Origin of the sequence: Glutamicibacter sp. ZJUTW (assembly GCF_008370855.1) — a bacterium.
Classification (GTDB): domain Bacteria; phylum Actinomycetota; class Actinomycetes; order Actinomycetales; family Micrococcaceae; genus Glutamicibacter; species Glutamicibacter nicotianae.
In genome coordinates, this window is sequence record NZ_CP043624.1 from 1,971,371 (window position 1) to 1,995,548 (window position 24,178).

Sequence of the window (24,178 nt, forward strand, 5' to 3'; positions counted from 1 at the left end):
TTAGAAGTACCCTTCGGTTTTGCGGTCTTCCATGCCCGCGGCGGAAATTCGGTCATCGGCACGGGTGGCGCCGCGTTCGGTGATGGTGGCGACGGCCAGCTCGTCCAGCACCTTCGCCACGGTGTCGGCGGCGGAGAGCACCGCGCCGGTGCAGCTGGCATCGCCCACGGTGCGGTAGCGCACCTGCTTGATCACCACCGGCTCCTCTGCGGTGGGCTGGCTGACGGGGGTCAGCGCCCGCCACATGCCGTCGCGCTCGAACACCTGGCGGCAGTGCGCGAAGTAGATCGGCGGCAGCTCGATGTTCTCGCGCTGGATGTAGGCCCAGATGTCCCGTTCGGTCCAGTTGGAGATCGGGAAGGCGCGCACGTGCCATCCCGGCTCGTGGCGCCCGTTGTACAGGTTCCAGATTTCCGGGCGCTGATTGCGCGGATCCCAGACGCCGAACTCGTCGCGCAGCGACAGGATGCGCTCCTTGGCGCGGGCCTTGTCCTCATCGCGGCGGGCCCCGCCGAACACCGCGTCGAAGCCGTTGGCCTCAATGGTGTCCAGCAGCACCCGGGTCTGCAGCCGGTTGCGGGTGCCGTCGGGCAGCTCGGCAAGCTCCCCGCGGTCGATGTAGTCCTGCACGGAGCCGACCACCAGGTTCAGGCCGTACTTTTCCACCACTGCGTCCCGGAAGTTCAGGACTTCGGCGAAGTTGTGGCCGGTGTCGATGTGCACCACGGGGATGGGGACGCGGCTGGGGTACACGGCCTTGGCCAGCAGGTGCAGCACTACGACGGAGTCCTTGCCGCCGGAGAACAGCAGCCCGGGCTTGTCGAACTCTGCGAGCACTTCGCGGATGATGTGGATGGATTCGGCTTCCAGGGCGTCCAGGACGCTGCGCTGGGTGCCGGTGGGGGCGTTAGCGGTAATGGTCATGATTCGCTCCTTTAGACGTGGATTCCGCATTCGGTCTTGCTCAAGCCGGCCCAGCGGCCGGCCCGGGGGTCTTCGCCCTCGGCCACCGGGCGGGTGCACGGCTGGCAGCCGATGGATGGGTAGCCGTTGGACAGCAGCAGGTTCACCGGCACCTGGTGCTCGGTGGCGTAGCCGATCAGCTGCTCGAAATTCCAGGGGGCGACCGGATTGAACTTGACCAGTCCGTGCTTCTCATCGAAAACGACCAGCGGGGTGTTGCTGCGGGTCGGCGCCTCGTCGCGGCGCACCCCGGTGAACCATGCGCTGTATCCGGACAGCGAACGAGCCAGCGGGTCCATCTTGCGCAGCTGGCAGCAGGCGGCCGGATCCCGGGAAAACAGGTCCTTGCCGAACTTCTCATCCTGTTCGGCAACGCTCAGCTCAGGCAGCACATCCACGACGTTCACGTCCAGGGTGCGGGCTACCTCGTCGCGCGTGACATGGGTTTCGGCAAAGTGGTATCCGGTCTCCAGGAACAGCACGTCGACCTTCGGCAGCTGCGCGGCGACCAGGTGCGGCAGCACTGCGTCGGCCATCGAGCAGGCCACCGCCACCTCATCGGCGCCCAGGTGCTCGGCGGCGAAGGCGACGACCTGCTCTGCCGTGGCCTCCCAGCCCAGCTCATCGGCGCCGAGCTTGGCGATCCGCCGCAGTTCGGCTTCGCTGCGGGTTCGCACGGGGTTCTGCTCGCTCATTTCAGTTCGTCCTCTTCAGCTCGGTGGGCCCAGGCCGCGAAGGATTCACCGTCGTCCGCGGAGGCCGAATAGTTCTTCACAACCCGCTCAACGTAGTCGGGCAATTCATCGGCAGCCACCTTCAAGCCGCGCACGGTACGGCCCATGGTCGCTTCGCCGTTTTCCCGGCCGGCCAGGGTGCCGCCCAGGTGAACCTGGAAACCTGGCACCTGCTCGCCGGCCTCATTGGTGATCAGCTGGCCCTTGAACCCGAGGTCTGCGGTCTGGATGCGGGCGCAGGAGTTCGGGCAGCCGTTGACGTGCAGCGCCAACGCCCGGGGCAGCTTGCCCTGGTGATCGGCCAGGCGTTCCTCGATCTTCGCTACCGCGTCGATCATGGTGTCCTTGGTATCCACGATGGCCAGCTTGCAGAATTCGATGCCGGTGCAGGCAATAGCCGACCGCTTGAGCAGTCCGGGGTAAGCTTCCAGTCCGAGGGCGCGCGCTGCGCCGACAAATTCCTTGACCTGGTCCTCGGCGATATCCAGCGCAAGGATCTTCTGGTGCGGCGTGGTCCGCAGCCTGGTGGAGCCGTGCGCCTCGACCAGGTCGGCCAGGGCCACGAGCGTGCTGCCCGAGACGCGTCCTGCCGGGGCGGTCAGGCCGACGTAGAAACGGCCGTCTTTCTGCTCGTGCACGCCGCTGTGGTCACCTGCCGAGGTGGGCTGGGCCGGCAGTTCGCAATCAGGCAGCGCGTAGCCCAGGTACTCGTCCTGCAGCACCTGGCGGAACTTCTCGGTGCCCCAGTCGGCCAGCAGGAACTTCAGGCGGGCGCGGTTGCGCAGCCGGCGGTACCCGTAATCGCGGAAGATCGAGGTGACGCCCTCCCATACGTCGGCGGCCTGTTCCTGGGAGACGAAGGCGCCAAGGCGCTCGCCGAGCCGCGGGTTGGCCGACAGTCCCCCGCCGACCCACAGGTCGTAGCCGGGGCCGAGTTCCGGGTGGATGGCCGCGATCAGGGCGAAGTCGTTGATCTCGTGGACTACGTCCTGGCTGGGGTGGCCGGTGATCGCGGTCTTGTACTTGCGCGGAAGATTGGAGAACTCCGGATTGCCAATGTAGCGGCGGGAAATCTCGGCAATCACCGGGGTGGGATCGATGATCTCGTCCTTGGCGATCCCAGCTACCGGGGAACCGAGGATGACGCGCGGGACATCGCCGCAGGCTTCGGTGGTGTGCAGCCCCACGCTTTCGAGGCGGCGCCAGATTTCTGGAACATCGACGACGTCCACCCAGTGCAGCTGCACGTTCTGGCGGTCGGTGAGGTCTGCCGTGCCGCGGGCGAAGTCCTTGGAGATCTGGCCGATGACGCGCAGCTGCTCGGTGGTCAGCGCCCCGCCGTCGATGCGCACGCGAAGCATGAAGTAGCGGTCCTCGAGCTCTTCAGGGCTCAGCGTGGCGGTCTTGCCGCCGGGAATGCCCTGGGCACGCTGGGTGTACAGGCCCCACCAGCGAAAACGCCCGTGCAGGTCATCCGGGTCGATGGAGTCGAAGCCCTGCACGGAGTAGATCTCTTCGATCCGCTGGCGCACGTTCAGGCCGTTGTCGGCGGCCTTCATTTCCTCGTTGGCGTTCAGCGGCGTAGTGCCATCGACCTTCCATTGGCCGTTGGGCTTGGCCGCTCTTTTGGGGCGAACTGGTGTGGTTGTCTGCGTCATGCCCATCAGCCTAGGAACTGCCCCCAGGGGGTCAGCAACCTGCTGATGTCACATGGCTACGCGTTGACTAACGGGTTAGGAGTTCGTCATCTGGAGACATGAAAAGCCCTTCTTGAAGGGCCTTTTGCAGTCGCACAAGGAAACATTGAGTGATCATGACGTCAGGCAGCAGTGGGCTTGTCACCACGTCGGCGCCTGTGCTAGAGAGCTTCTGCTGGAAGTATCCGTCGGCGAGCAACGCGCTGAGCACCAGCACCGGACGACCGGCCGCGCCGCCCACGAGCTCAACGATCCGCGGTTGCGCGCCCGCGCAATATCCCACCAGCACTTCGCGCTCCAGCAGGCCCGCGACCTGCTCGGCCAGGTTCTCGACCTGGTTTTGGCCGACTTCCAATCGTGTGCCCGCGGCGGCCACGATGACCAGCGTGTCTTTCTCCAGGTGCCCGGCGGCACGCTGCGCCAGAACTTGGGCCAGTTCTGGCAGCGGGCCCAATGGCGGTGCGGCTAAGGTGCCCGGACGTGAAGCGACAGCCTGCGCAATATCGTCGGTCGTATGCACCCCGTCTGAGACCAGCAATGGCAGGACCACTGCCGGCTCGCCTTCGGGCAGTGCCGCGATGACCGATTCGAGCCGGGGTTCCTGGACATCCACATAGGCTTCGTGCCAGAGAAGCTGCCCCGGAAATTGCTGTGCGCTCATGCGTTCAAGATCGCCACGCAGGTCGTGGATCAGCTGCTGCCCGCGGGGGTTGTCCGTGCCATGGGATGTGGCCACGATATGGATCGTCTGCTGGGTCTTTTGACTCATGATTTGGTCCTCATGGATGAAGTTGGGCGCCTATTTGGCATTGCGGATTAGCTTGTGGTTTGCGGCTTGCGCCTGCGGGCGGATGACAATCTCATCGAGATTCACATGGGCCGGGGCGCTCACCGCATAGCGGATCACCTCGGCAACGTCTTCGGCGGACAGCGGATGATCCACGCCAGCATAGACGTTATCGGCAGCGCTCTGGCTGCCCAACCGGCGCAGGGAGAACTCTTCTGTCTGCACGAGGCCAGGCAGGATCTCGATAACGCGCAAGCCGTTCTCGACTTCTTCCAGGCGCAGAGCCTGGGTCATGGCCCGTTCTGCAGCTTTCGCTGCGTTGTAGCCGCTGCCGCCTTCGTAGCTGGCCAGTGCCGCCGTGGACGTGACGTTCAGGACGGTGCCGCGCACCTCGCGCAGCTGCGGCAGCAGGGCACGGGTCAGGCGCATGGTTCCCATGACATTGGCCTGCCACATGAATTCCCAGTTCTCGTCAATCGCATCCGCCCAGGTCTCCGTTCCCCGGGCACCGCCAGCGCAGTTGACCAGCGTGTCGACGCCGCCCTGGGCGAGCACGGTTTCCGCCAACGAGTCGACATCAGCCTGCACGCTGACATCTGCTGGAACGGCGATCGCGCCGCATTCGGCAGCGAGGCTTTCCAAGCGTTCTGCACGACGGGCCACCGCGAAGACGGTCCACCCTTGAGCGCGCAGAGCGCGTACGGTTGCCTGCCCGATTCCGCTGGAAGCTCCGGTCACGACGGCCGAACGGGATGAAGTGCTATTAGTAGTAGTCATGCAACAACTGTAGAACTAGATGATTACCAGTTGGTAAGGCATGAATTTCTCTTACGTTTCATCTGGCATGGGTTTTGCCGCGCTCAGTGGAAGGAATCCAGCGCGGCACCGCCCGCTGGTACTGCCAATACGCCTGTCCGTATTTCTGCGCCAGGGCATCTTCTTCAGCGGGTATCTGGAACTGGTCGAGCCAGCAGGCGAGCGCGACGCTGGGAACAAGCCCCAGTAGCGAGCCCCGCCACATGGCATAACTAGTGGATACGGCAACCATTCCCAGGTACATCGGATTGCGGGTGCGGGCAAAGAGTCCCGTCGTGACCAAAGCGGTGCTGTTCTCCGGACGCCGCGGGTTCGCGGTGGTCTTGGCGGCATGGAAAGAGAGTCCTGCGCCTAGGGCAAGGCCAGCACCGCCAATGGCCAAGAGCCCGGCCATGAGTTTTAACCAGGTTGATGAACGCACCTCGGGAACCAGCAGCCGTTGTGCAGCCATCGCGGCTGCTGCAATGGCCGGTGGCGGCATTCGAGGTGCTCTTCGTCGCTCCATGCACAAGATGGTACTCGCCACGGGCGCCGCGTGGTGCAAGCCATGGGCAACAATGTCTTGGCACCGGGCAAAACATGAAAGAATAGAGGCATGGCAGAAGAAAACTTGGGCACAGACACGCCCGCAACGGTTTCCGTTCCTGACAAGCCAGCATTGGAAGGCTTGGAGGAACGTCTTTCGTCCCGGTGGCGCACCGAGGGCACCTATCACTTCAATGAGGATACGACTCGCGAAGCCGTGTACTCCATCGACACTCCCCCGCCAACTGCTTCGGGTTCGCTGCACGTAGGACACATGTTCTCCTACACGCAGACCGACGTACTGGCCCGCTACCAGCGCATGAACGGCAAGAACGTTTTCTACCCACTGGGTTGGGATGATAACGGGCTGCCGACCGAGCGCCGCGTGCAGAACTACTTCGGTGTCCGTTGCGACCCGACCAAGCCTTACATCGAGGGCTACCGTCCACCAGAAAAGCCGGCGAAGAACCAGCGCGACTGGGACGTCATCAGCCGCAAGAACTTCATCGAGATCTGCGAAGAGCTCGCGGTCGAGGACGAGAAGGTCTTCGAGCAGCTGTTCACCACCCTGGGCCTTTCGGTTGACTGGCGCATGACCTACCGCACCATCGACGACAACTCGCGTGCGGCCTCGCAGCGTGCATTCCTGGAGAATCTGGCCAAGGGCGACGCCTACATGGCCGAGGCCCCAACCCTGTGGGACGTGACCTTCCGTACCGCCGTGGCCCAGGCCGAACTCGAAGACCGTGAAATGCCGGGCGCCTACTACCGCTACGCATTCTCTGCGGACAACGGCGAGCAGGTCTTCATCGAGACGACCCGCCCGGAACTGCTGGCAGCATGCGCCGCCCTGGTGGCGCACCCGGATGACGAACGCTACCAGCACCTGTTCGGCAAGACCGTGACCTCGCCGATCTTCGGCGTTCCAGTCACCGTGCACCCGCACCCGTTGGCCCAGGCCGACAAGGGTTCGGGCATTGCCATGGTCTGCACCTTCGGCGACCTGACCGACGTGACCTGGTGGCGCGAACTGCAGCTGCCAACCCGTCCGATCATCGGACGCGACGGCCGCATCCTGGCCGAGACTCCGGAGTGGATCACCACCGAGGCCGGCAAGGAAGCCTACGCCCAGATTTCGGCAAAGACCGTGTTCTCCGCCAAGGAAACCGTCGTTGAGATGCTTTCCGAAGCCGGCCTGCTCGATGGCGAGCCGAAGAAGATCTCCCGTCCGGTGAACTTCTTCGAAAAGGGCGACAAGCCGCTGGAGATCGTGACCTCGCGCCAGTGGTACATCCGCAACGGCGGCCGCGACGAAGAGCGCCGCAACCAGATGATCGCCCGCGGCCAGGAAATTGATTTCCACCCGTCGTTCATGCGTTCGCGCTACGAGAATTGGGTGTCGGGCCTGAATGGGGACTGGCTGGTATCCCGCCAGCGGTTCTTCGGCGTACCGGTACCGGTGTGGTACCAAGTCGATGAGCACGGCGAACCGAACTACGATGCACCGCTGCTGCCGACCATCGACCAGCTTCCGGTTGATCCGGCGGCCGACGCGCCTACCGGCTACACCGAGGACCAGCGTGGGGCAGCCAACGGCTTCATTGGCGATGCCGACGTGCTGGACACCTGGGCAACCAGCTCGCTGACCCCGCAGATCGTGGGCCGTTGGGGCCGCGACGACGAGTTCTTCGCGAAGGTCTACCCGTTCGACCTGCGCCCCCAGGGCCACGACATCATCCGCACCTGGTTGTTCTCCACCGCGGTGCGTGCAGATTCCCTGCATGGCAACGCTCCGTGGAAGCACGCCGCCATTTCGGGCTGGATCCTGGACCCGGACCGCAAGAAGATGTCCAAGTCAAAGGGCAACGTGGTGGTTCCGAACGAAGTTCTGGACAAGTTCGGTGCGGACGCCGTCCGCTACTGGGCCGCTAGTGCCAAGCTCGGTGCCGACACCGCCTATGAAGTGAACCAGATGAAGATCGGCCGACGCTTGGCCATCAAGATCCTGAACGCTTCGAAGTTCGTGCTGAACTTGGGTGCCACCGAGGCCAATGTGCTGACCGATGATGCTTCGGTAGTCACCAACGGCCTTGACCGCTCGTTGCTCGCCCGCCTGTCGACCGTTATCGAAGATGCCAAGCGCGCTTTCGACAACTACGACTATGCTCGAGCTCTGGATATCACCGAGTCGTTCTTCTGGTCGTTCACCGACGACTACGTGGAACTGGTCAAGGACCGCGCATACGGTGGCCATGGAGAAGCCGAGCAGGCTTCGGTTCTGGGTGCCTTGGCCACCACCTTGGATTCGGTGCTGCGTTTGTTCGCTCCGTTCCTGCCGTTCGCCACCGAAGAGGTCTGGGGCTGGTGGCGCAACGGGTCGGTGCACCTGACCCAGTGGCCAAGCACCGAGCACCTGTCGGCAGCAGTCGAGGGCGCCGACCCTGCAGTACTGCCGCTGGTTGGCGTAGCCCTTTCGGGAATCCGCAAGGCCAAGTCCGATGCAAAGGTCAAGCAGCGCACCGAGGTGCTCTCGGGCGAGATCCACGCGCCTGCAGCCCAGGTTGCCCAGCTCAAGGCAGGCTTCGAGGACTTGAAGTCCGCAGCCAATGCCCGCGAGTTGTCCTTGGTTGAAGCCGAAGGCGAACTGACTGTCGCCAACGTCGAATTGGCTCCGGCCGAAGAGGCATAAGCGCCAATAAACAGGACCGGTTGCCATCCCCTCAACGGGATGGCAACCGGTTTTTCCGTTTCTATTCCTCTTTCTCCCCCGGATCTGGACGATCCTTCTGCAGTGGAGATTCAAGGGTTTTTTCTATGGGACGAGCTGCGCGTCGACGTTGGTCGGTGAAGTATTTCAGCTGGTCTTCGGCGCTGTTCTCAAGACGATGCCTCTGGACCGGAGTCTTGGACCGGTCAGCTGGCGAATCTCCATTGGCCATCATCTTTCCCTTCTGCTCCATGCCAACGGCTGGATCCCCATCAATGTCCAGCCGCCGGCGAGTGAGCGTTTAGTTCTGCGCGTTCTGGTAAGCCTGCTGGATCACCGAACCCCAGTATGGCCCGAACATGGTGTCGCGCACGGAGCTGTATCCGAAGCTGTTCACCGAGTTCTGGTAGCCGTCCGAACCGCTGCCCAGGAACCATGGTCCGCCCGAGGAGCCGCCGGTCATGTTGCATGGAATGCCCTGGGACTGCGACTGGCCAAAGGGATCGTCGCTCGCGTAGCCGGTGCATGACTGCAGGGTCTCGCCGTTGAATGGCGAGGCAGCTGGGTAGCCGTACGCGGTGTACTGCTCGCCGCGTGCCTGGTTGAATGCAACGCCGGATGCGCCGACGGCATCTGTCAGGGTCGAACCACCGCTCGTGCTGACGACTGCGAAGCCGGTGTCATAGGAGATGTCACCGCCGTTGGACCATTCGGTTGGCGCCACCAGCTCGGTCGCTGCGAAGGAGCCGTACGGTGCGTTGCCATTCTCATAGGCCGGGACGAATACCCAACGGGTGGCGAATGCGCCCGGTCCTTCGTTCAAGCAGTGCCCTGCAGTGGAGACGGTCGACTCATTGGCGGAGACCACAGCATTGCCGGAGCAGACATAGTCTGATCCACCAAGGGTGAAGAAGACCTTGCCGATGTGCGAGACCGGAGTTTCCTGGGTTGCGCGGGTCTTGCCACCCTTCTTCTGCGTCTGCTTGCCCGCGGCAACGTCAGCTCCATGGCCAGCCACCTTGGCAGGCTGGCCGATTTCGACCTTGGCGGCCGAGCCCGACTTTCCAGCAACGAGTGAATCTGCGTTCTTTGCGGCCTTCATCCGGTCTGCGGTCCAGTAGTCCACCGCAGCTTCAGCCTTCTGCTGAGAGATCGTGATCGACTCGATCTCTCCGCCCGTTGTCGTCGGCGTTGCCGAGGCCATTGGGGCCGCGCTAAGCATCAGTGCGCTCGCAAGGACTGCGGCGCCTGCCAGCTTGCGGCGCCCTCTGCCCTTGGATGAATCCGTAATTAGAGAACGAATCTGCACGATTTAACTCCTTGTCCAGTGGCTTCTTTGCCACTATCGATGGGGGTGCGGTTGCACTCGTGGGAAATAGTCAAACACACACTTCAAGCATTTTCTACAGGAATCTTTCCCTCCGTCGACCGTGTCGTGATTCGCCTGCGGCACTCAATTTGTGAAGCGAAATTACCCTGGAACAGATACTTTAATTCGTCCGCGCACGTTGCCCGCTCCCCCGCTGATGGCCCAGCCAGATCAGCCGGTTTCGGCTCGACCCCAAAATTACTTGTGAATCAAATCACTATTGGATCTCCAGAATTCATCTTTCAACGGCGGGCCAGCAACCGCGAATATATGAAACGGAAACTTCGGTAACAGGTACTTTTCGGCAGTACGATGGCTGGGCAGAAGGAAAAATATGAGTTAATTAGATGTCGAAAATGGACTTATTCACGCGTCTGAGCACAACACGGAACCAACGCCTGGATCACCAGTGGCCTTCCTGCGACACCGCGTTCTGCGTTCGCAGTTCCCTGTAGGGGCATCTCGGGCTCACCACCAAGACGATGTGCGCATGGCCTAAGTCATCGGCCGTCCGTTCTTTTCGGCGAAATCGACCCAAGGATTCCGTCGAACCTCGCGCGCCGATTACCTGAAGCATCCGTTAGCGAGCGCCGGCCAATGAGAATGGCTGCCTGGAATCATTTTCGCCGGCAATGTGTGAGCCAGTTTCCGCGCTCCACAAAGATCCGGTGAAATGATCGACGCAACCCCTCAGGGCAGTGTGGCCAATTCTCCGCCGCACAAGGAGCACATCGGATGGATAACTGCATCAATCGAAGCGCGGAAGGTCGGTAGATCCACGCTGACGCTGCCGCTGAGTTCCCTGCTAAGCACAAAGGACGTTGTCTCTCCATGAGACAACGTCCTTCGGGAAATGAATTTTCGCTTAGTCGAAAATTGGGCTTTCGGTGCGGGTACGCTTCATTTCAAAGAAGTATGGGAACGATGCGAGTTGCGCCGCGGCATCAAACATCCTTCCTGCATCTTCTCCGGTTGGAATGCGAGTGATAACCGGCCCGAAGAAGGCAACACCATCAACGGCGACGATTGGAGTTCCTACATCCTGGCCCACCTTGCCAATTCCAACCTCGTGGCTGGCACGCAAGGCCGCGTCATTGGCGTCAGTATCCGCCGCCTCAGCGAGTTCTGCTGGGAGTCCGACCTTCGCCAGAGCCTTGGAAATCACTTCCCCACGGTCTTCGATCTTTTCGTAATGGAACAGCTCGCCCATTGCCGTGTACAGGCTGTCTTTAACGTCATCTCCGTGCTCCTGGGCGGCACGGGTGATCACACGTACCGGTCCCCATGAGTTGTCCATCATCGCACGGTAGTCAGCGGGAAGATCCCGTCCTTCGTTAAGCATTGAAAGGCTCATGACATTCCAGGTCACATCGATGTTGCGGACCTTTTCTACTTCCTTGATCCAGCGGCTCGTCGCCCATGCGAATGGGCAGATTGGGTCGAACCAGAAATCAACTTGCTGACGTTCAGCCATGAACTACCAACTTTCTTCCGAAAAAAATTTTATGGACGTGGTCTATGCAGACTTCTTGTCGCGCTTGGCGACCATCGCGTGCGAGAGCAGCGTGGGCTCTTCGCGGTCGATTACGGTGGCGCGAGTGATTACCACTTCAGCTACATCGTCGCGGCTTGGCAAATCGAACATCACTCCGCCAAGAGTTTCTTCAAGAATTGAACGCAGGCCACGTGCGCCCGTCTCACGTGCAATAGCCAGTTCCGCGATGGCGTCGAGAGCGGATTGGTCGAAACTCAATGCTACGCCGTCCATCTGGAACATCTTCTGGTACTGCTTGAGCAGTGCATTCTTCGGCTCGGTCAGCACTCGAACCAACGCATCCTTGTCCAGGTGCTCCACCGTAGTGATCACCGGGAGGCGTCCAATGAATTCTGGAATCAGTCCGAACTTGAGCAGGTCCTCAGGCCGAACATCCGAATAGGAAGCAGTTTCGGACTTCAGCGCGGTCAGCGGGGCCCCAAAGCCAATGCCTTTCTGTCCTGCGCGAGAAGAAATGATCTCTTCCAAGCCTGCAAAGGCGCCGGCAACAATGAAAAGAATGTTGGTGGTGTCGAGCTGAATGAAATCCTGATGCGGATGCTTGCGGCCACCCTGAGGTGGCACGGCTGCAACTGTACCTTCAAGAATCTTCAGCAGTGCCTGCTGGACACCTTCGCCCGAGACATCTCGCGTGATCGAGGGGTTCTCGCTCTTACGGGAAATCTTGTCGATCTCGTCAATGTAGATGATACCGGTTTCAGCCTTCTTGACGTCATAATCGGCGGCCTGGAGGAGCTTGAGGAGAATGTTCTCCACGTCTTCTCCCACGTAGCCAGCTTCGGTAAGGCTCGTTGCGTCGGCGACTGCGAATGGAACATTCAGCTTCTTCGCCAACGACTGAGCCAGATAGGTTTTGCCGCATCCAGTAGGACCGATAAGCATGATGTTGGACTTCGAGACTTCCACATCATCCAGTGGGTCTTCGTTAGTCAGCGCAGCAACGGGACCGTGGTCCTGGTTGCCGTGGATGCGTTTGTAATGGTTGTAGACAGCAACCGAGAGCGCCCGCTTGGCGTTCTCTTGGCCGATGACGTATTCCTGCAGCGAATCAAAGATCTCGCGTGGCTTGGCCAAGGAGAACTCCTCATGCACCTGCTCTTCAGCAAACTCTTCGGCGATGATTTCATTGCAGAGTTCGATGCATTCAGTACAAATGTAGACACCATGGCCTGCTATTAGCTTCTTAACCTGCTTCTGGCTCTTTCCGCAGAAAGAGCATTTCAACAGATCCGAGCCTTCACCCATGCGTCCCATCGCACCATTCTCCCGTTTACTTGAGTAGCTGTGGACTTACTCAATTCTAGGCTAGTTGTCCCCCAAATTAGATGAATATGGCGGTTTACCTGTGTTGCGCCCTATCTGCCTTTGGACAGACCGGCAACTAGGTAAACCGCCATTCATCCTGGATTATTCCACGTATTCGCTAGCTTCCCAGCTGGGCGCGGTTCAGCTTGCGAGGAGTCAATACCTCATCGACGATGCCGTAGGCCTTCGCTTCGCTCGCCGTCATGAACAGGTCGCGCTCCACATCATCGCGGACCTTCTCAACTTTCTGGCCGGAGTGGGACGCAATGGTCTCTTCCAGCCAGCTGCGCATGCGCATGACTTCCTCGGCCTGGATCTGCAGGTCGGTCGCGGTACCGCGTTCGCCGCCACCCATTGCTGGCTGGTGGATCAGCACGCGGGCGTTAGGCAGTGCTAAACGCTTGCCCGGGGTGCCAGCTGCGAGCAGTACTGCTGCTGCTGATGCAGCCTGGCCGAGGCAGACGGTCTGCACCTCTGGGCGGATGAACTGAATCGTGTCATAGATTGCAGTCATCGCGGTGAAGGAACCACCTGGCGAGTTGATGTAAAGGGTGACGTCGCGCTCTGGGTCCATGGATTCCAGGACCAGCAGCTGGGCCATGACATCATCAGCCGATGCGTCATCGACCTGGGCGCCGAGGAAAATGATGCGATCCTCGAACAGCTTTGCGTAAGGGTCCTGGCGCTTGAAACCGTATGGGGTGCGCTCTTCGAACTGTGGCAGGATGTAGCGGGCCGACGGCATCTGACCGCTAACGGCTTCCGGATTGAAGTTCATGGTTTTCTCCTTGGACAAATCTTTGGGTATCAAGCGGTGCGGTACGACTACTTGTCGTCGTCGCCTACAACACCGGTGACCGAGCCTGCGTGGGTTGCGATCTGATCGAAGAAGCCATACTTCAGGCCTTCTTCTGCGGTGAACCACTTATCACGCTGGTTGTCGATGAGGATCTGCTCCACGGTCTGACCGGTCTGTTCTGCAGTCAGCTCGCTCATGACCTTCTTCATGTGCATGATCAGTTCAGCCTGGATCTTGATGTCCGAGGCGGTACCGCCGATGCCGCCCGATGGCTGGTGCATCAGAATGCGCGCGTTCGGAGTGGCGAAACGCTTGCCTGGGGTGCCCGAGGACAGCAGGAACTGGCCCATCGATGCTGCCAGGCCGGTAGCTACGGTCACCACGTCATTCGGGATGAAGTTCATGGTGTCGTAGATGGCCATGCCAGCGGTGATCGAGCCGCCTGGCGAGTTGATGTACAGGTAGATGTCCTTCTCAGGATCCTCTGCCGAGACCAGCAGCAACTGCGAGCAAATGGCATTCGCATTGTCGTCGCGGACGTCGGAGCCCAGCCAGATGATGCGCTCCTTGAGCAGGCGGTTGTAGATGTAGTCATCACGGCCGGCCGGCTCTGCGGCTGCCATAGTGGGAGTGCGCGAATCATTTGACATGTTCTCTACCTCTTCCAAACGTGTAGATCAGTTTCTGGAATCTCTGTTTCTAATCCCATAGCTGCAACTGGTTACTTTGAGATTACTTACTTCAAGGCGATCTTGGGCCGTTTCATGCCCCTGTTTCGCTCACGGCGCATGATGCACGCCTGAAGCGAACAAAAATGGCCATCGGCGGCTTGCGTTGAACAAGCGGCCGACGGCCATCAGAGTTTAGTGAAGACTACTTGGCTTCTTCGGTTTCAACCTCAGCTGCCTCTTCTTCACCGGCTGGCTTGACGAAGGAGGTCAGGTCAACTGCGGCACCGTTGGAATCAGTGACCGTAGCGAACTCGAGAACCTTTGCCAGTGCCTTGCGGCGGCGAACTTCGCCCATGAGCATCGGAACCTGGCCTGCGCCGTCCAGCATCTGTGCGAACTGGTTTGGCTCCATGCCGTACTGGCCTGCGGTCTGGACGATGTAGTCGATCAGCTCGGACTGCTCGACGCCAACTTCTTCAGCATCTGCAACTGCGTCCAGGATGATTTCGTTCTTGAAGGCACGCTCGGTGTTCTCGCGAACCTCTGCACGGTGCTCCTCGGTGTCGTGGCCCTCTTCGGAGTTCGGAGCGTTGAAGTGCTGCTCGATCTGCTCGTCGATAACCGAAGCAGGAACAGGGACCTCAACCAGCTCAACCAGCTTGTCCAGAACCAGCTCACGAGCCTCTACGCCCTGCTCGACGACCTTGCCCTCTGCGGCGTCCTTTGCCAGGTTCTCGCGCAGTTCGGCGATGGTGTCGAATTCCGAAGCCAGCTGAGCGAAGTCGTCGTTAGCTTCTGGCAGTTCACGCTGCTTCACAGCGTTGACTACGACCTTGACGGTTGCGGACTTGCCAGCGTGCTCGCCGCCAGCCAGGGTGGTTTCGAAGGTTGCGTCTTCGCCAGCGGACAGGCCGGTAACGGCTTCGTCCATGCCCTCAAGCATATTGCCGGAACCGATCTGGTAGGACAGGCCCTGTGCGGAGTCGACTTCTTCGCCTTCAACGGAAGCAGTCAGGTCGATGGTTACGAAGGAGTCTGCAGCTGCTGGAGCTTCAACTTCCTTCAGGGTGCCGAAACGGCCGCGCAGGTCGTCGAGAGCCTTCTCGATGTCCTCGTCAGCAACTTCCTTGGCTTCAACAGAAACCTCGATGCCCTTGTAGTCCGGAAGTTCAACCTTCGGACGTACGTCTACCTCAAGGGTGAAGACCAGCTGGCCTTCGCCTTCCTTTTCGAGGGATGGCAGTTCGGTGATGTCTACCTCTGGGCGGGACAATGGGGTGAGTTCGTTCTCAACCATTGCCTTCTGGTAGTACTCGTTCAGACCTTCGTTAACAGCGGTCTCGATGACGTGGCCACGGCCGACGCGCTGGTCGATCAGCTTTGCAGGAACTTTACCCTTGCGGAAGCCGGGGATCTGGATCTGCTGAGCGATGGTCTTGTACGCCTCATCGACGCGGGGCTTCAGTTCCTCGTAAGGAACTTCAACGGTCAGCTTAACCCGGGTCGGGTTGACGTTTTCGACGGCGCTCTTCACAGCGTTGTACTCCTGAGTTGTCTAATATTAGGTCTAATCTGCAAAAACCCCGCAACATGGTGGCGTTGCGGGGTTGTTCGACAGAGTCGGGGTGACAGGATTCGAACCTGCGACCTCACGCTCCCAAAGCGCGCGCTCTAGCCAAGCTGAGCTACACCCCGATTAGCAGTGAACAGTCTAACCCGAGTCATCCTGTATCCACTAATCGTTTGTGATGCTTACTAGTTACCTTTTACGGTTCTTAGTGATCACAAGATCTAAATTATATTTAGCTCTCAATTTTCACGGGCTCCATCCGAAGATATCCACTCGCAAAGTCGGGGTGACAGGATTCGAACCTGCGACCTCACGCTCCCAAAGCGCGCGCTCTAGCCAAGCTGAGCTACACCCCGATTAGCCAGGAAGCTGCATCCTAGGATGACTGCTTCCAACTAACCGTGTTGCTTGAATAGTGAAGATTTCTCAATCGCCATTACTCACGAGACTTGATTTCTCAAATCTCAATTCCATGACCAGATTCCTCCAGTCATAAAGTCGGGGTGACAGGATTCGAACCTGCGACCTCACGCTCCCAAAGCGCGCGCTCTAGCCAAGCTGAGCTACACCCCGGTGAAGTTCAGAAGAAAGCTTGTTTCATCTGGACAAACCGCTTTGTAATCGGCTCGGGAATTTTTTGTTTCCCGTGCTGATCACAAGAAACTAAGTTACACGGGTTCGAACCAAAAGCAAAATCGAGGATTTTGCAAGTAGCACAATGACATCCGCGTAATTCCGCGGTTTTCCCCGTTTCACCTGCCGGATTCGTTCCAGAAATCGCATATTCGTGAGTTGAATTACAAGTGTATTCTCAACCTCCGGAATCCTCGTTCCCGGGCCAACGGACGCCGAGATCCCTCAAGGAAACCCACTGCCAGAGCCATAGGCATAGCCAAATCGATATTCCAGAGATTTGTGCACGTACGCTGCGCCTTCAAAAAAGCCGGCAGTAACCATGGGCAACTGCCGTGCACCGAGGCACGCTGGTGATTCCCAGTTCGCAATCTGGCAAACCGGCAAAATGCTCAAGCAATCGAAAGCGTATTTCAAGCAGTCGATGGATAACCTCGCCAGAAAAGCCGCGAAGCAACATCCAGGGCCGATCATTTGGAGACGTCGATCGGATAAGGGCAGTCCGTTTAAAACAACCGGCACCTCAGAATAAAAAGTTTGGAAGAACTGATTTTCTGCCGGGTATGCGAAAAGGTCCCGCACAGCGGAACCTTTTCAAACGGAGGGGATGACGGGAATCGAACCCGCGTCATTAGTTTGGAAGACTAAGGCTTTACCATTAAGCTACATCCCCATTTCGAAGCACCTGCGCTTCGAACAAGATTCAGTCTAGACCATAAAACTCTTGCTTTGCAAATCGAGGATTCCACGTCTCACTTGGGTCCTCTCCCCTAGCACCCGTACGAAGGACTGGCCGGCAAAACACGCCGATAAGTCGGAACGAAAAGAATTCCATCCGTCTCATCGTGGCACTTACCGACTAAGTCGAGTGTCGTTGACGAGGCCTCTTCTGACAGCGTGGGCACCAATACAACTTCCGAGCCGCGACTTCAGCCAGGGAAATCCGGGCCGAGCATTTACGGCACTGCATGCCTTGCCGTTGGTAAACGTAATACGCGTTGTCCGGCCAAATCACGCCCTGAGGGTCCCGGTCCTCGGGCAAGGTCGTAATGATCTTGCCATCGCGAACACCGTCTTCCATGACGGAGACGATGTCCCACCAAAGTTTCTTGGTTTTCTGAGCACTTAGCTCATTCGCTGGCAGCGCCGGAGAAATACGATTCCGGAATAATGCTTCGGCACGGTAAATGTTCCCAACGCCGGAGATGACGGACTGATTCATTAGCGCGACGCCGATGGGAGTCTTCGTCTTCAACAGATTGGCACGAAATTCTTTGTGCCCTGCTTCAAGCAATGTTTCGGAGTCCGCGATGTCCGCTTGGCCCTTGGCAGCTCTAAACCGAACCGCAGAACCAATCAATGGATCCGGCCCCAGCTTATTCAGGTGCGCTTGAACCCGGTCATGATCCAACACCTCGCACGCCGTCGGCCCACGCAAATCCGCCCAACCATGCTCGGAAACGATTCGTACCCGAACTGCGCCAACCGGCTCAGGCGGCCCGTTGTACGATTCAGCGTCGGAAGTGGTGCCTGTTTCGCTTTCGCCAATCTTCCGTGGCGCACCGATCGACGAGGCACCAGTAAAGTGCTGATCGCCGCCGAAACTGAAGGCACCATAGAGTCCTAAATGCACGCGAAGATACAAATCGTTGGAAAAACGGCAGAACAGTTGCTTGCCTTTGGCAAAGGCGTGCTCTAGCTGGTGGCCATCGATTCGTTCCGCATCAGAACTGAAACGGCCTTGCGGGGACGAGACGAGAACCGTTTGCCCGCCAAAGACATCGTCGAATTGGCGGGCAAGGCGGTGAAGGGAATGTCCTTCCGGCACGACTACTCGATGACCTCGCCGGTAGTCTCGTATGCTGCGATCTTGCTGATGCGGCGTACATGGCGTTCAGCTTCGCTGAATGGCTCCGCAAGGAAGGCCTCGATAAGTTCTGCTGCTTCTTCCACCGAGTGCTGGCGCCCGCCTACAGCGATGACATTTGCATTGTTGTGTTCACGGGCGAGCTTGGCGGTGTCCAAGTTCCATGCCAGTGCAGCACGGATACCCTCGACCTTGTTAGCCGCAATCTGTTCGCCATTTCCCGATCCACCCAAAACGATGCCCAGCGCGTCCACGCCGGCACGCTGATCTTCGACGACCGCTAAGGCAGCGTTGATGCAGAACGCCGGGTAGTCATCCTCTGGGTCGTAAGACTTCGGCCCATGGTTGACCATTTCGTAGCCCTTGGCCGTCAGGTGCTTCACCAGGTAATCGCTGAGCTCGAGTCCTGCATGGTCAGTGGCGATATGCACGCGCATAATCTATTGCCTCATTTACTTGGGAGGGGTCTTTTACTGTCCTATCTAGGATAGCGACCGCAGCACACACTCTCGCTACTTCGCAGCCTCACACCCTGGAGTATTAACCCAATAAGTCTTGCGCTCGTCCCAAAGCACGCAATTTATGGGAGTTATTGGAAAATTGAGTAAATTGTTCGGCCCAATGACTTGCGCAATGCCCCGTCGCAGGTGACACAATGGACAGATATTCAATATTCGTTTCACAACTTCCGCTGATGGATAACCATCACCAAGAATTGGAGAACCCATGCCAGGAATGAACCTCACTCGCGCGGAGGCCAGCGAACGCGCGAATCTGCTCAACGTTGACAGCTACGAGGTAAGCCTGGATCTCACTCAGGGTGAGCGCGTCTTTTCTTCAAAAACTATTGTTCGCTTCACCGCCACTGCCGGCGCGTCGACCTTCATTGATGCAGTCACCGATTCGGTACGCTCGATCAATCTCAACGGAGTAGAGCTGGACCCTGCCGAGCATTCCGATGGCATCCGCATTCAATTGCCGAACCTCGCTGCAGAAAACCTGCTGGTGATTGACGCCGACGCGCTGTACATGAACACCGGCGAGGGCCTGCATCGATTCGTTGACCCAGTGGACCAGGAAGTATACCTGTATACCCAGTTCGAGGTTGCGGACTGCCGGCGCATGTTCGCCATCTTCGAACAACCCGATTTGAAAGCCACTTTCCAGTTCTCGGTAACCGCACCAAAATACTGGAACGTAGTCTCCAACGCACCTACTCCCGAGCCAATCGAAAACGGCGATTCCGCTACCTGGGACTTTGCGCCGACCCAGCGCATCTCCTGCTACATCACCGCCCTGATTGCTGGCCCCTACCAAGTGGCCCGCGATTCCCTGGTTTCCTCCAGCGGACGCACCATTGAGCTCGGCGTCTTCGCCCGCGCATCAATGATGCAATACCTGGACGTAGAGAACATCGTGACCATCACCCGACAGGGCTTCGAGTTCTATGAGAAGAACTTCGGCACTCCGTACCCGTTTGAGAAGTACGACCAGCTTTTCGTGCCGGAGTTCAACGCCGGAGCCATGGAGAACGCGGGAGCGGTGACCTTCCTCGAAGAATACGTCTTCCGGTCCCGGCCCACCGGCGCCATGGTGGAACGCCGCGCAATCACCATCCTGCACGAACTGGCCCACATGTGGTTCGGGGACCTGGTCACCATGAAGTGGTGGAACGATCTGTGGCTGAACGAATCATTCGCCGAGTTCATGTCCACGCTGGCCGCAGCGCAGAACACCGAGTTCACCAGTGCCTGGACCACCTTCAACACCTTGGAGAAGAACTGGGCCTACCGCCAGGACCAGCTGCCATCCACCCACCCAATCGTCGCCCCGATCAATGATCTGGAAGACGTCGAGGTCAATTTCGACGGCATCACCTACGCCAAGGGCGCTAGCGTTCTGCGACAGCTGGTAGCTTTCGTGGGCCAGGAAGAATTCATGTCAGGCGTGCGCGAGTACTTCTCCAAGCACGCCTGGTCAAACACCGAGCTGCCAGATCTGCTCAGGGAATTGGAAGCAGCCAGCGGCCGCGATCTGAGCGGTTGGGGCGCTCAATGGCTGGAAACTGCTGGAGTGAACACGCTCAAGGCGGAGATGGCTATCGATGAAGACGGCGCCATCTCTTCCTTCGCCATCCGCCAGTCCGCAGTGGCGGAGTATCCGACCCTGCGCCAGCATCGCCTAGCCGTAGGCTTCTACTCGCTGGACGAGGCTGGCGTGCTGCAGCGAGTGCACCGCGAGGAACTTGATATCGATGGCGAACTCACCGAAGTTCCAGCGCTTGTAGGCCGGCAACGTCCAGATTTGGTCCTGCTCAACGACGATGACCTGACGTATGCCAAGATTCGCTTGGATGAAGTTTCCTTGGCTACTGCCACCGAGCATCTGAAGGACTTCGAAGAGTCGCTGCCCCGGACCTTGGTCTGGTCTGCGGCCTGGGATTCTGTGCGCGATGCCGAAGCGCCTGCGAGCACCTACGTCCAATTGCTGCTGAACAACATTGGCCACGAAGTAGATTCCACCGTGATCATGGTGCTGCTGCGCCAGCTGAACACATCACTGGACCTCTACGTCGCGCCCGAACACAGCGAAGAGCTTTCGGTTCAGGCTGCAGACCGTCTGTGGCAACTTGCCTCCGAGGCTGAATCCGGTTCGGACGCACAGCTGCAGTTCGTAAAGGCCTTTGCCCACCGCTCGCGCACCACCGCGCAGCTGGACCAGGTCAAAGGCCTGTTCGACGGCTCGGCAAGTTTGGCAGGCCTCGTAGTGGACACCGATTTGCGTTGGTCCTTGGCCATTGCGCTGAGTGCTGGCGGCTACATGAGCGATGCCGATCTCGACGCCGTTCTGGCCAACGACGATACCGCCAAGGGCAAGGCGTCGTGGTACACAGCGCGGGCTTCCCGACCCACTGCTGAATCGAAAGCAGAGGCATTCGCGGCTGCAACCGCAGCCACCCTGTCCAACGATCAGCAAAGCGCAGTTATTACCGGTTTCAACAACGTGCACGACAACACGCTGATCGCCGGCTACGCAGAGGAGTACTTCGGGTTGCTCGTCAATGCCTGGGAATCCTACTCCCACGAGATGGCCAAGCAGATCCTGCTGGGCTTCTACCCTAGCTCCAACGTTTCGGAGGAAACCTTGAAGCAGACGGATGAATTCCTGGAGTCCTTGGGCTCCAAGCACGCCGCGATGCGCCGATTGCTGGTGGAGTCGCGTGCCGACGTCGTCCGCGCGCTAGCCGCACGCAAGGCCGATGCGTTGGTTCCAGGAATCTAGGGTCGTTCAGGTGGTGGCTTCTTCCGCTCAATGCGGAAGTAGCCACCACCTTGTGGTTAAAAGTGGGAGAATGGATTCATGGACCTCTCGCAACATGAATACCGGGTGGGCCTCGAATGGACCGGCAATCGTGGAACCGGAACCGAAAGCTACCGAAGCTACGGTCGCGACCATGTATTGCGTGCATCGGGGTTGCCAGAATTGCCAGGCACCGCGGATCCAACCTTCCACGGGGATCGCGATCGCTGGAATCCAGAACAGCTTTTGCTAGCTGCCCTGAGCCAATGCCACATGCTCTCGTACCTCCATGTAGCAGTCACCCATGGCGTGAATGTGACCGCTTACACGGATGATGCCTATGGAACTTTGCGCCTTAACCGAGATAACAGCGGTGAGTTCACCCAGGTCATGCTGCGGCCCACAGTCCATCTTGCCGATGAATCCCAGCGCGAGCTTGCCGATTCGCTCCACGCCCAAGCAAACAAGGTTTGCTTCATCGCCCGGTCTGTCAACTTCCCGGTTCTCCACGAGCCGGTTGCCCCTAGCGCCTCCTGAGGAAATTTACGAATGACTGAAAACCAGCCCACGGCCTCCGACCGCAAGAAGGATCCCTTCAGCAATCCGTTGGTTCTAGGCCGCTCCAGCCAAGAGTTCTTGGATGCCGCAGAGGCACCGATTGATGTTGCCGACTTCCCGGGAACCTTTTATGCAGAAGTCGGCGGCCGTGAGGTATTCGCGCAGTTAACGAAGAATTTTTATAGTTCAGTTGCCGAAGATGCAGACTTCCGGCGGATGTATCCGGAAAAGGAACTTCATGCTGCACAGGTTCGACTCCAGCTGTTCCTGGAACAATACTGGGGCGGTCCAACGACTTTCTCCGAGCATCGTGGTCACCCGCGACTGCGCATGCGCCATGCCAACTACCCAGTGAACAGCCACTATCGTGACGTGTGGCTGGGCCACATGAATAAGGCTATCGACCAACTCGAGCTGCCGATGCTGCAAGCAGATACTTTGCGCGATTATTTTGAGCGCGCAGCCCACTCGCTGCTGAACACTCCGGACGGACACCAGAGCCTGCTCTAGAAAATATGGACTAGAACCGCCAAACGGCGAATTCTAGCCCATTTCTCTAATTCGGCTTAGACGAGCAGTGAAGCCTTGCGCACCAGGACGTGCCCTCGTTCGTTGCTCAGTCGAGTCCAGCTGCCGTTGCGAAGTACTCGGCACTGTCCGCCAGGAATCAAGAATCCCAGCGCATGCATGGCAAATGCAGCGCCCATCGGAATTTCCATTCCCACGTCTGGCACCTGTGTCGACCAGATTCGCTGGCGCACCTGCACTAGCACCGGCAATCCAGGGTTTTCGGGCAACGCCTGGGCCACGGCGTCGATGCCGCTTTGAGCTGAGGACGACAATGTGTCGTTCGCTACGGCCCCAGCGTCTTCCCAACCGGAAACGGGAACTGAGATCCCGGCCCATTTTGGATTCTCTTCAACCGGCGGGAGGGAGAATTCAACGGACGTCTCCCCCATGCGGGCAAGGCGATCTTGAATGGAAGCCAGAGAGTAACTGGCATTGACTTCCGCAGGCTGGGCCAGGCGATGCACGCGCATCCCGAGAATGGTGTAACCACCCTGCCCTAGATCAGCAGGGACAAGAATCGGTACATAGACTGCTAAAGCCGTCTTTCGGGCGACGAATTGGGCCGCGCCATCCTCAATCGTTTTCGCGCGGCTAATAAAGTTCGCTAAGTCGCTTACTGAATTGCTGTCGTCGAAGTTCACTGCATCACTCGCCATACATTCATAATCTCACGTAGCCACAGCGATGTGCGGCGAGTTTGCTCATGGCGTGATATCGACCGAGGATACGTATAGTTTTCCTATGAGACCGAATTTCCATGAGAAATTGTTACTTTCAAGTAACATTGACCCTGGTTCAGTTCCATTAGCGCATGACGAGGAGCCCGCACAGTGACCGAAGACTTAGGCACCACCCAGATCCTGCTGGATCTATTGAACCTGGATGGAGAAGACCAGGCGCGCACAGATGAGGATATCTTCATCGGTCATACCCCTGCTCAGAATCGACCCCGCGTTTTCGGAGGACAGGTTCTAGCCCAGTCCATAATCGCTGCCACGCGCACCATCGAGCCGACCCGTGCCATCCATTCCCTGCACGGATACTTCTTGCGCCCGGGAGACCCGAACCAGACCATTACCTTCGGCGTACAGCGCTTGCGCGATGGCCGCTCATTCTCCGCTCGCAGAGTGCACGCTTACCAAAACGGCGAACCGATCTTGTCGATGATCACCTCGTTCCAAGAGCCTGCCATCGGCTTGGAGCATCATGATCCGATGCCCATCGATGTCCCAGAGCCGGAGTCGCTTCCGACGACAGCGGATCTCGTGGGCCACTTTGACCACCCGGTAGCCAAGGAATGGGCATTCGAACGGCCCTTCGACGTACGTCATGTTTCCGAACCGATTTATCTACCCGGCAATTCGAGCAAGATCGCCGATAGCGCGGTCTGGCTCCGCACTACGTCGGCAATGCCAGATGACTTGTCGCTTCACCGCGCAGCTTTGGCGTATGCCAGCGACTACATGTTGCTTGAACCCGCCCTGAGAGCCCATGGTGTGCCGTGGGTTCATCGCGGGTTGAGCATCGCCAGCCTCGACCACGCGATGTGGTGGCATCGAGATTTCCGTGTTGATGAATGGCTGCTCTACGTACTTCATTCTCCATCGGCGTCTTCAGCCCGTGGGCTTGGAACTGGAAAGTTCTACAACAAAGCCGGCGAGCTGGTCGCTACCGTCGCCCAAGAAGGCATGATTCGCCTGCCCGAGTTCTCGGACGGACACTAGTTACTTATCTGAAGCGCAGCGCCCGTGC

At 58.9% G+C, this 24,178-nt stretch carries 20 protein-coding genes and 4 tRNA genes; 5 read left to right on the plus strand and 19 right to left on the minus strand.

Features of this window, described 5'->3' with window-relative positions:
• The 6 genes from cysD to F0M17_RS09295 all read right to left on the minus strand — a co-directional run bounded on the left by cysD (position 1) and on the right by F0M17_RS09295 (position 5,478).
• Positions 1 to 924, minus strand: a complete 924-nt coding sequence (gene cysD / locus F0M17_RS09270; protein ID WP_149596993.1) for a sulfate adenylyltransferase subunit CysD — start codon at positions 922 to 924, stop codon at positions 1 to 3.
• Positions 925 to 935: 11 nt separating this feature from the next.
• On the minus strand, positions 936 to 1,658 hold the full coding sequence (locus F0M17_RS09275) for a phosphoadenylyl-sulfate reductase (RefSeq protein WP_149596994.1): 723 nt from the start codon (positions 1,656 to 1,658) through the stop codon (positions 936 to 938).
• The gene (locus tag F0M17_RS09280) at positions 1,655 to 3,355 is read right to left on the minus strand and encodes a nitrite/sulfite reductase (protein WP_149596995.1); all 1,701 of its coding nucleotides are present in this window, start codon (positions 3,353 to 3,355) and stop codon (positions 1,655 to 1,657) included. The genes F0M17_RS09275 and F0M17_RS09280 overlap by 4 nt, the downstream gene beginning before the upstream one ends.
• Positions 3,356 to 3,422: 67 nt before the next feature.
• On the minus strand, positions 3,423 to 4,163 hold the full coding sequence (locus F0M17_RS09285) for a sirohydrochlorin chelatase (protein WP_149596996.1): 741 nt from the start codon (positions 4,161 to 4,163) through the stop codon (positions 3,423 to 3,425).
• A 30-nt stretch (positions 4,164 to 4,193) separates the two neighbouring features.
• Positions 4,194 to 4,958 (minus strand): SDR family oxidoreductase, encoded by a 765-nt coding sequence (locus F0M17_RS09290; RefSeq protein ID WP_149596997.1) that lies wholly within the window; start codon positions 4,956 to 4,958, stop codon positions 4,194 to 4,196.
• Between the two features lie 58 nt (positions 4,959 to 5,016).
• Positions 5,017 to 5,478, minus strand: coding sequence for an isoprenylcysteine carboxylmethyltransferase family protein (locus tag F0M17_RS09295; RefSeq protein WP_190263636.1), 462 nt, complete (start codon positions 5,476 to 5,478; stop codon positions 5,017 to 5,019).
• 114 nt (positions 5,479 to 5,592) lie between these two features.
• Here F0M17_RS09295 and valS point away from each other — a divergent pair, with 114 nt between their 5' ends.
• Positions 5,593 to 8,211: a valine--tRNA ligase gene (gene valS, locus F0M17_RS09300; RefSeq protein ID WP_149596999.1), complete on the plus strand. Its 2,619-nt coding sequence runs from the start codon at positions 5,593 to 5,595 to the stop codon at positions 8,209 to 8,211.
• A gap of 319 nt (positions 8,212 to 8,530) precedes the next feature.
• On the opposite strand, the gene F0M17_RS09310 is transcribed toward valS, so the two are convergent.
• From F0M17_RS09310 to F0M17_RS09365, 12 genes are all read right to left on the minus strand, one after another.
• Positions 8,531 to 9,538: a serine protease gene (locus tag F0M17_RS09310; RefSeq protein ID WP_149597000.1), complete on the minus strand. Its 1,008-nt coding sequence runs from the start codon at positions 9,536 to 9,538 to the stop codon at positions 8,531 to 8,533.
• A gap of 925 nt (positions 9,539 to 10,463) precedes the next feature.
• On the minus strand, positions 10,464 to 11,072 hold the full coding sequence (locus F0M17_RS09315; protein ID WP_038990814.1) for a DsbA family protein: 609 nt from the start codon (positions 11,070 to 11,072) through the stop codon (positions 10,464 to 10,466).
• Positions 11,073 to 11,114: 42 nt separating this feature from the next.
• Positions 11,115 to 12,407, minus strand: coding sequence for an ATP-dependent Clp protease ATP-binding subunit ClpX (gene clpX, locus F0M17_RS09320; RefSeq protein ID WP_073706121.1), 1,293 nt, complete (start codon positions 12,405 to 12,407; stop codon positions 11,115 to 11,117).
• Positions 12,408 to 12,576: 169 nt separating this feature from the next.
• Complete coding sequence (locus F0M17_RS09325) at positions 12,577 to 13,236, minus strand: ATP-dependent Clp protease proteolytic subunit (protein ID WP_038990812.1); 660 nt, start codon at positions 13,234 to 13,236, stop codon at positions 12,577 to 12,579.
• 47 nt (positions 13,237 to 13,283) lie between these two features.
• Entirely contained in the window at positions 13,284 to 13,907 is a 624-nt protein-coding gene (locus F0M17_RS09330) for an ATP-dependent Clp protease proteolytic subunit (RefSeq protein ID WP_256370176.1), read from the minus strand.
• A 223-nt stretch (positions 13,908 to 14,130) separates the two neighbouring features.
• Positions 14,131 to 15,462 (minus strand): trigger factor, encoded by a 1,332-nt coding sequence (gene tig / locus F0M17_RS09335; RefSeq protein WP_038990810.1) that lies wholly within the window; start codon positions 15,460 to 15,462, stop codon positions 14,131 to 14,133.
• A gap of 86 nt (positions 15,463 to 15,548) precedes the next feature.
• Positions 15,549 to 15,623 (minus strand) — tRNA-Pro (locus tag F0M17_RS09340).
• A 156-nt stretch (positions 15,624 to 15,779) separates the two neighbouring features.
• Positions 15,780 to 15,854: transfer RNA gene (locus F0M17_RS09345), tRNA-Pro, on the minus strand.
• Between the two features lie 142 nt (positions 15,855 to 15,996).
• Positions 15,997 to 16,071: transfer RNA gene (locus F0M17_RS09350), tRNA-Pro, on the minus strand.
• Positions 16,072 to 16,733: 662 nt separating this feature from the next.
• A tRNA-Gly gene (locus F0M17_RS09355) sits at positions 16,734 to 16,804 on the minus strand.
• A 186-nt stretch (positions 16,805 to 16,990) separates the two neighbouring features.
• Positions 16,991 to 17,959, minus strand: coding sequence for an Fpg/Nei family DNA glycosylase (locus F0M17_RS09360; protein WP_149597001.1), 969 nt, complete (start codon positions 17,957 to 17,959; stop codon positions 16,991 to 16,993).
• 2 nt (positions 17,960 to 17,961) lie between these two features.
• A complete protein-coding gene (locus F0M17_RS09365; RefSeq protein WP_038990807.1) occupies positions 17,962 to 18,435 on the minus strand; it encodes a ribose-5-phosphate isomerase in 474 nt (157 codons plus the stop codon).
• 289 nt (positions 18,436 to 18,724) lie between these two features.
• Between F0M17_RS09365 and pepN the strand changes: the two genes are divergently transcribed.
• The 3 genes from pepN (at position 18,725) to F0M17_RS09380 (ending at position 22,366) form a co-directional block, all read left to right on the plus strand.
• A complete protein-coding gene (gene pepN, locus F0M17_RS09370) occupies positions 18,725 to 21,280 on the plus strand; it encodes an aminopeptidase N (RefSeq protein ID WP_149597002.1) in 2,556 nt (851 codons plus the stop codon).
• Positions 21,281 to 21,358: 78 nt separating this feature from the next.
• The gene (locus F0M17_RS09375; protein ID WP_038990805.1) at positions 21,359 to 21,835 is read left to right on the plus strand and encodes an OsmC family protein; all 477 of its coding nucleotides are present in this window, start codon (positions 21,359 to 21,361) and stop codon (positions 21,833 to 21,835) included.
• Between the two features lie 12 nt (positions 21,836 to 21,847).
• Complete coding sequence (locus F0M17_RS09380) at positions 21,848 to 22,366, plus strand: globin (RefSeq protein ID WP_052253678.1); 519 nt, start codon at positions 21,848 to 21,850, stop codon at positions 22,364 to 22,366.
• A 56-nt stretch (positions 22,367 to 22,422) separates the two neighbouring features.
• Here the strand turns inward: F0M17_RS09380 and F0M17_RS09385 are convergent, their stop codons facing one another.
• The gene (locus tag F0M17_RS09385) at positions 22,423 to 23,067 is read right to left on the minus strand and encodes a hypothetical protein (protein WP_038990861.1); all 645 of its coding nucleotides are present in this window, start codon (positions 23,065 to 23,067) and stop codon (positions 22,423 to 22,425) included.
• Between the two features lie 189 nt (positions 23,068 to 23,256).
• On the opposite strand from F0M17_RS09385, the gene F0M17_RS09390 reads away from it, so the two are divergent.
• Positions 23,257 to 24,150: an acyl-CoA thioesterase II gene (locus F0M17_RS09390; protein ID WP_038990804.1), complete on the plus strand. Its 894-nt coding sequence runs from the start codon at positions 23,257 to 23,259 to the stop codon at positions 24,148 to 24,150.
• The last annotated feature ends 28 nt before the right edge of the window (positions 24,151 to 24,178 follow it).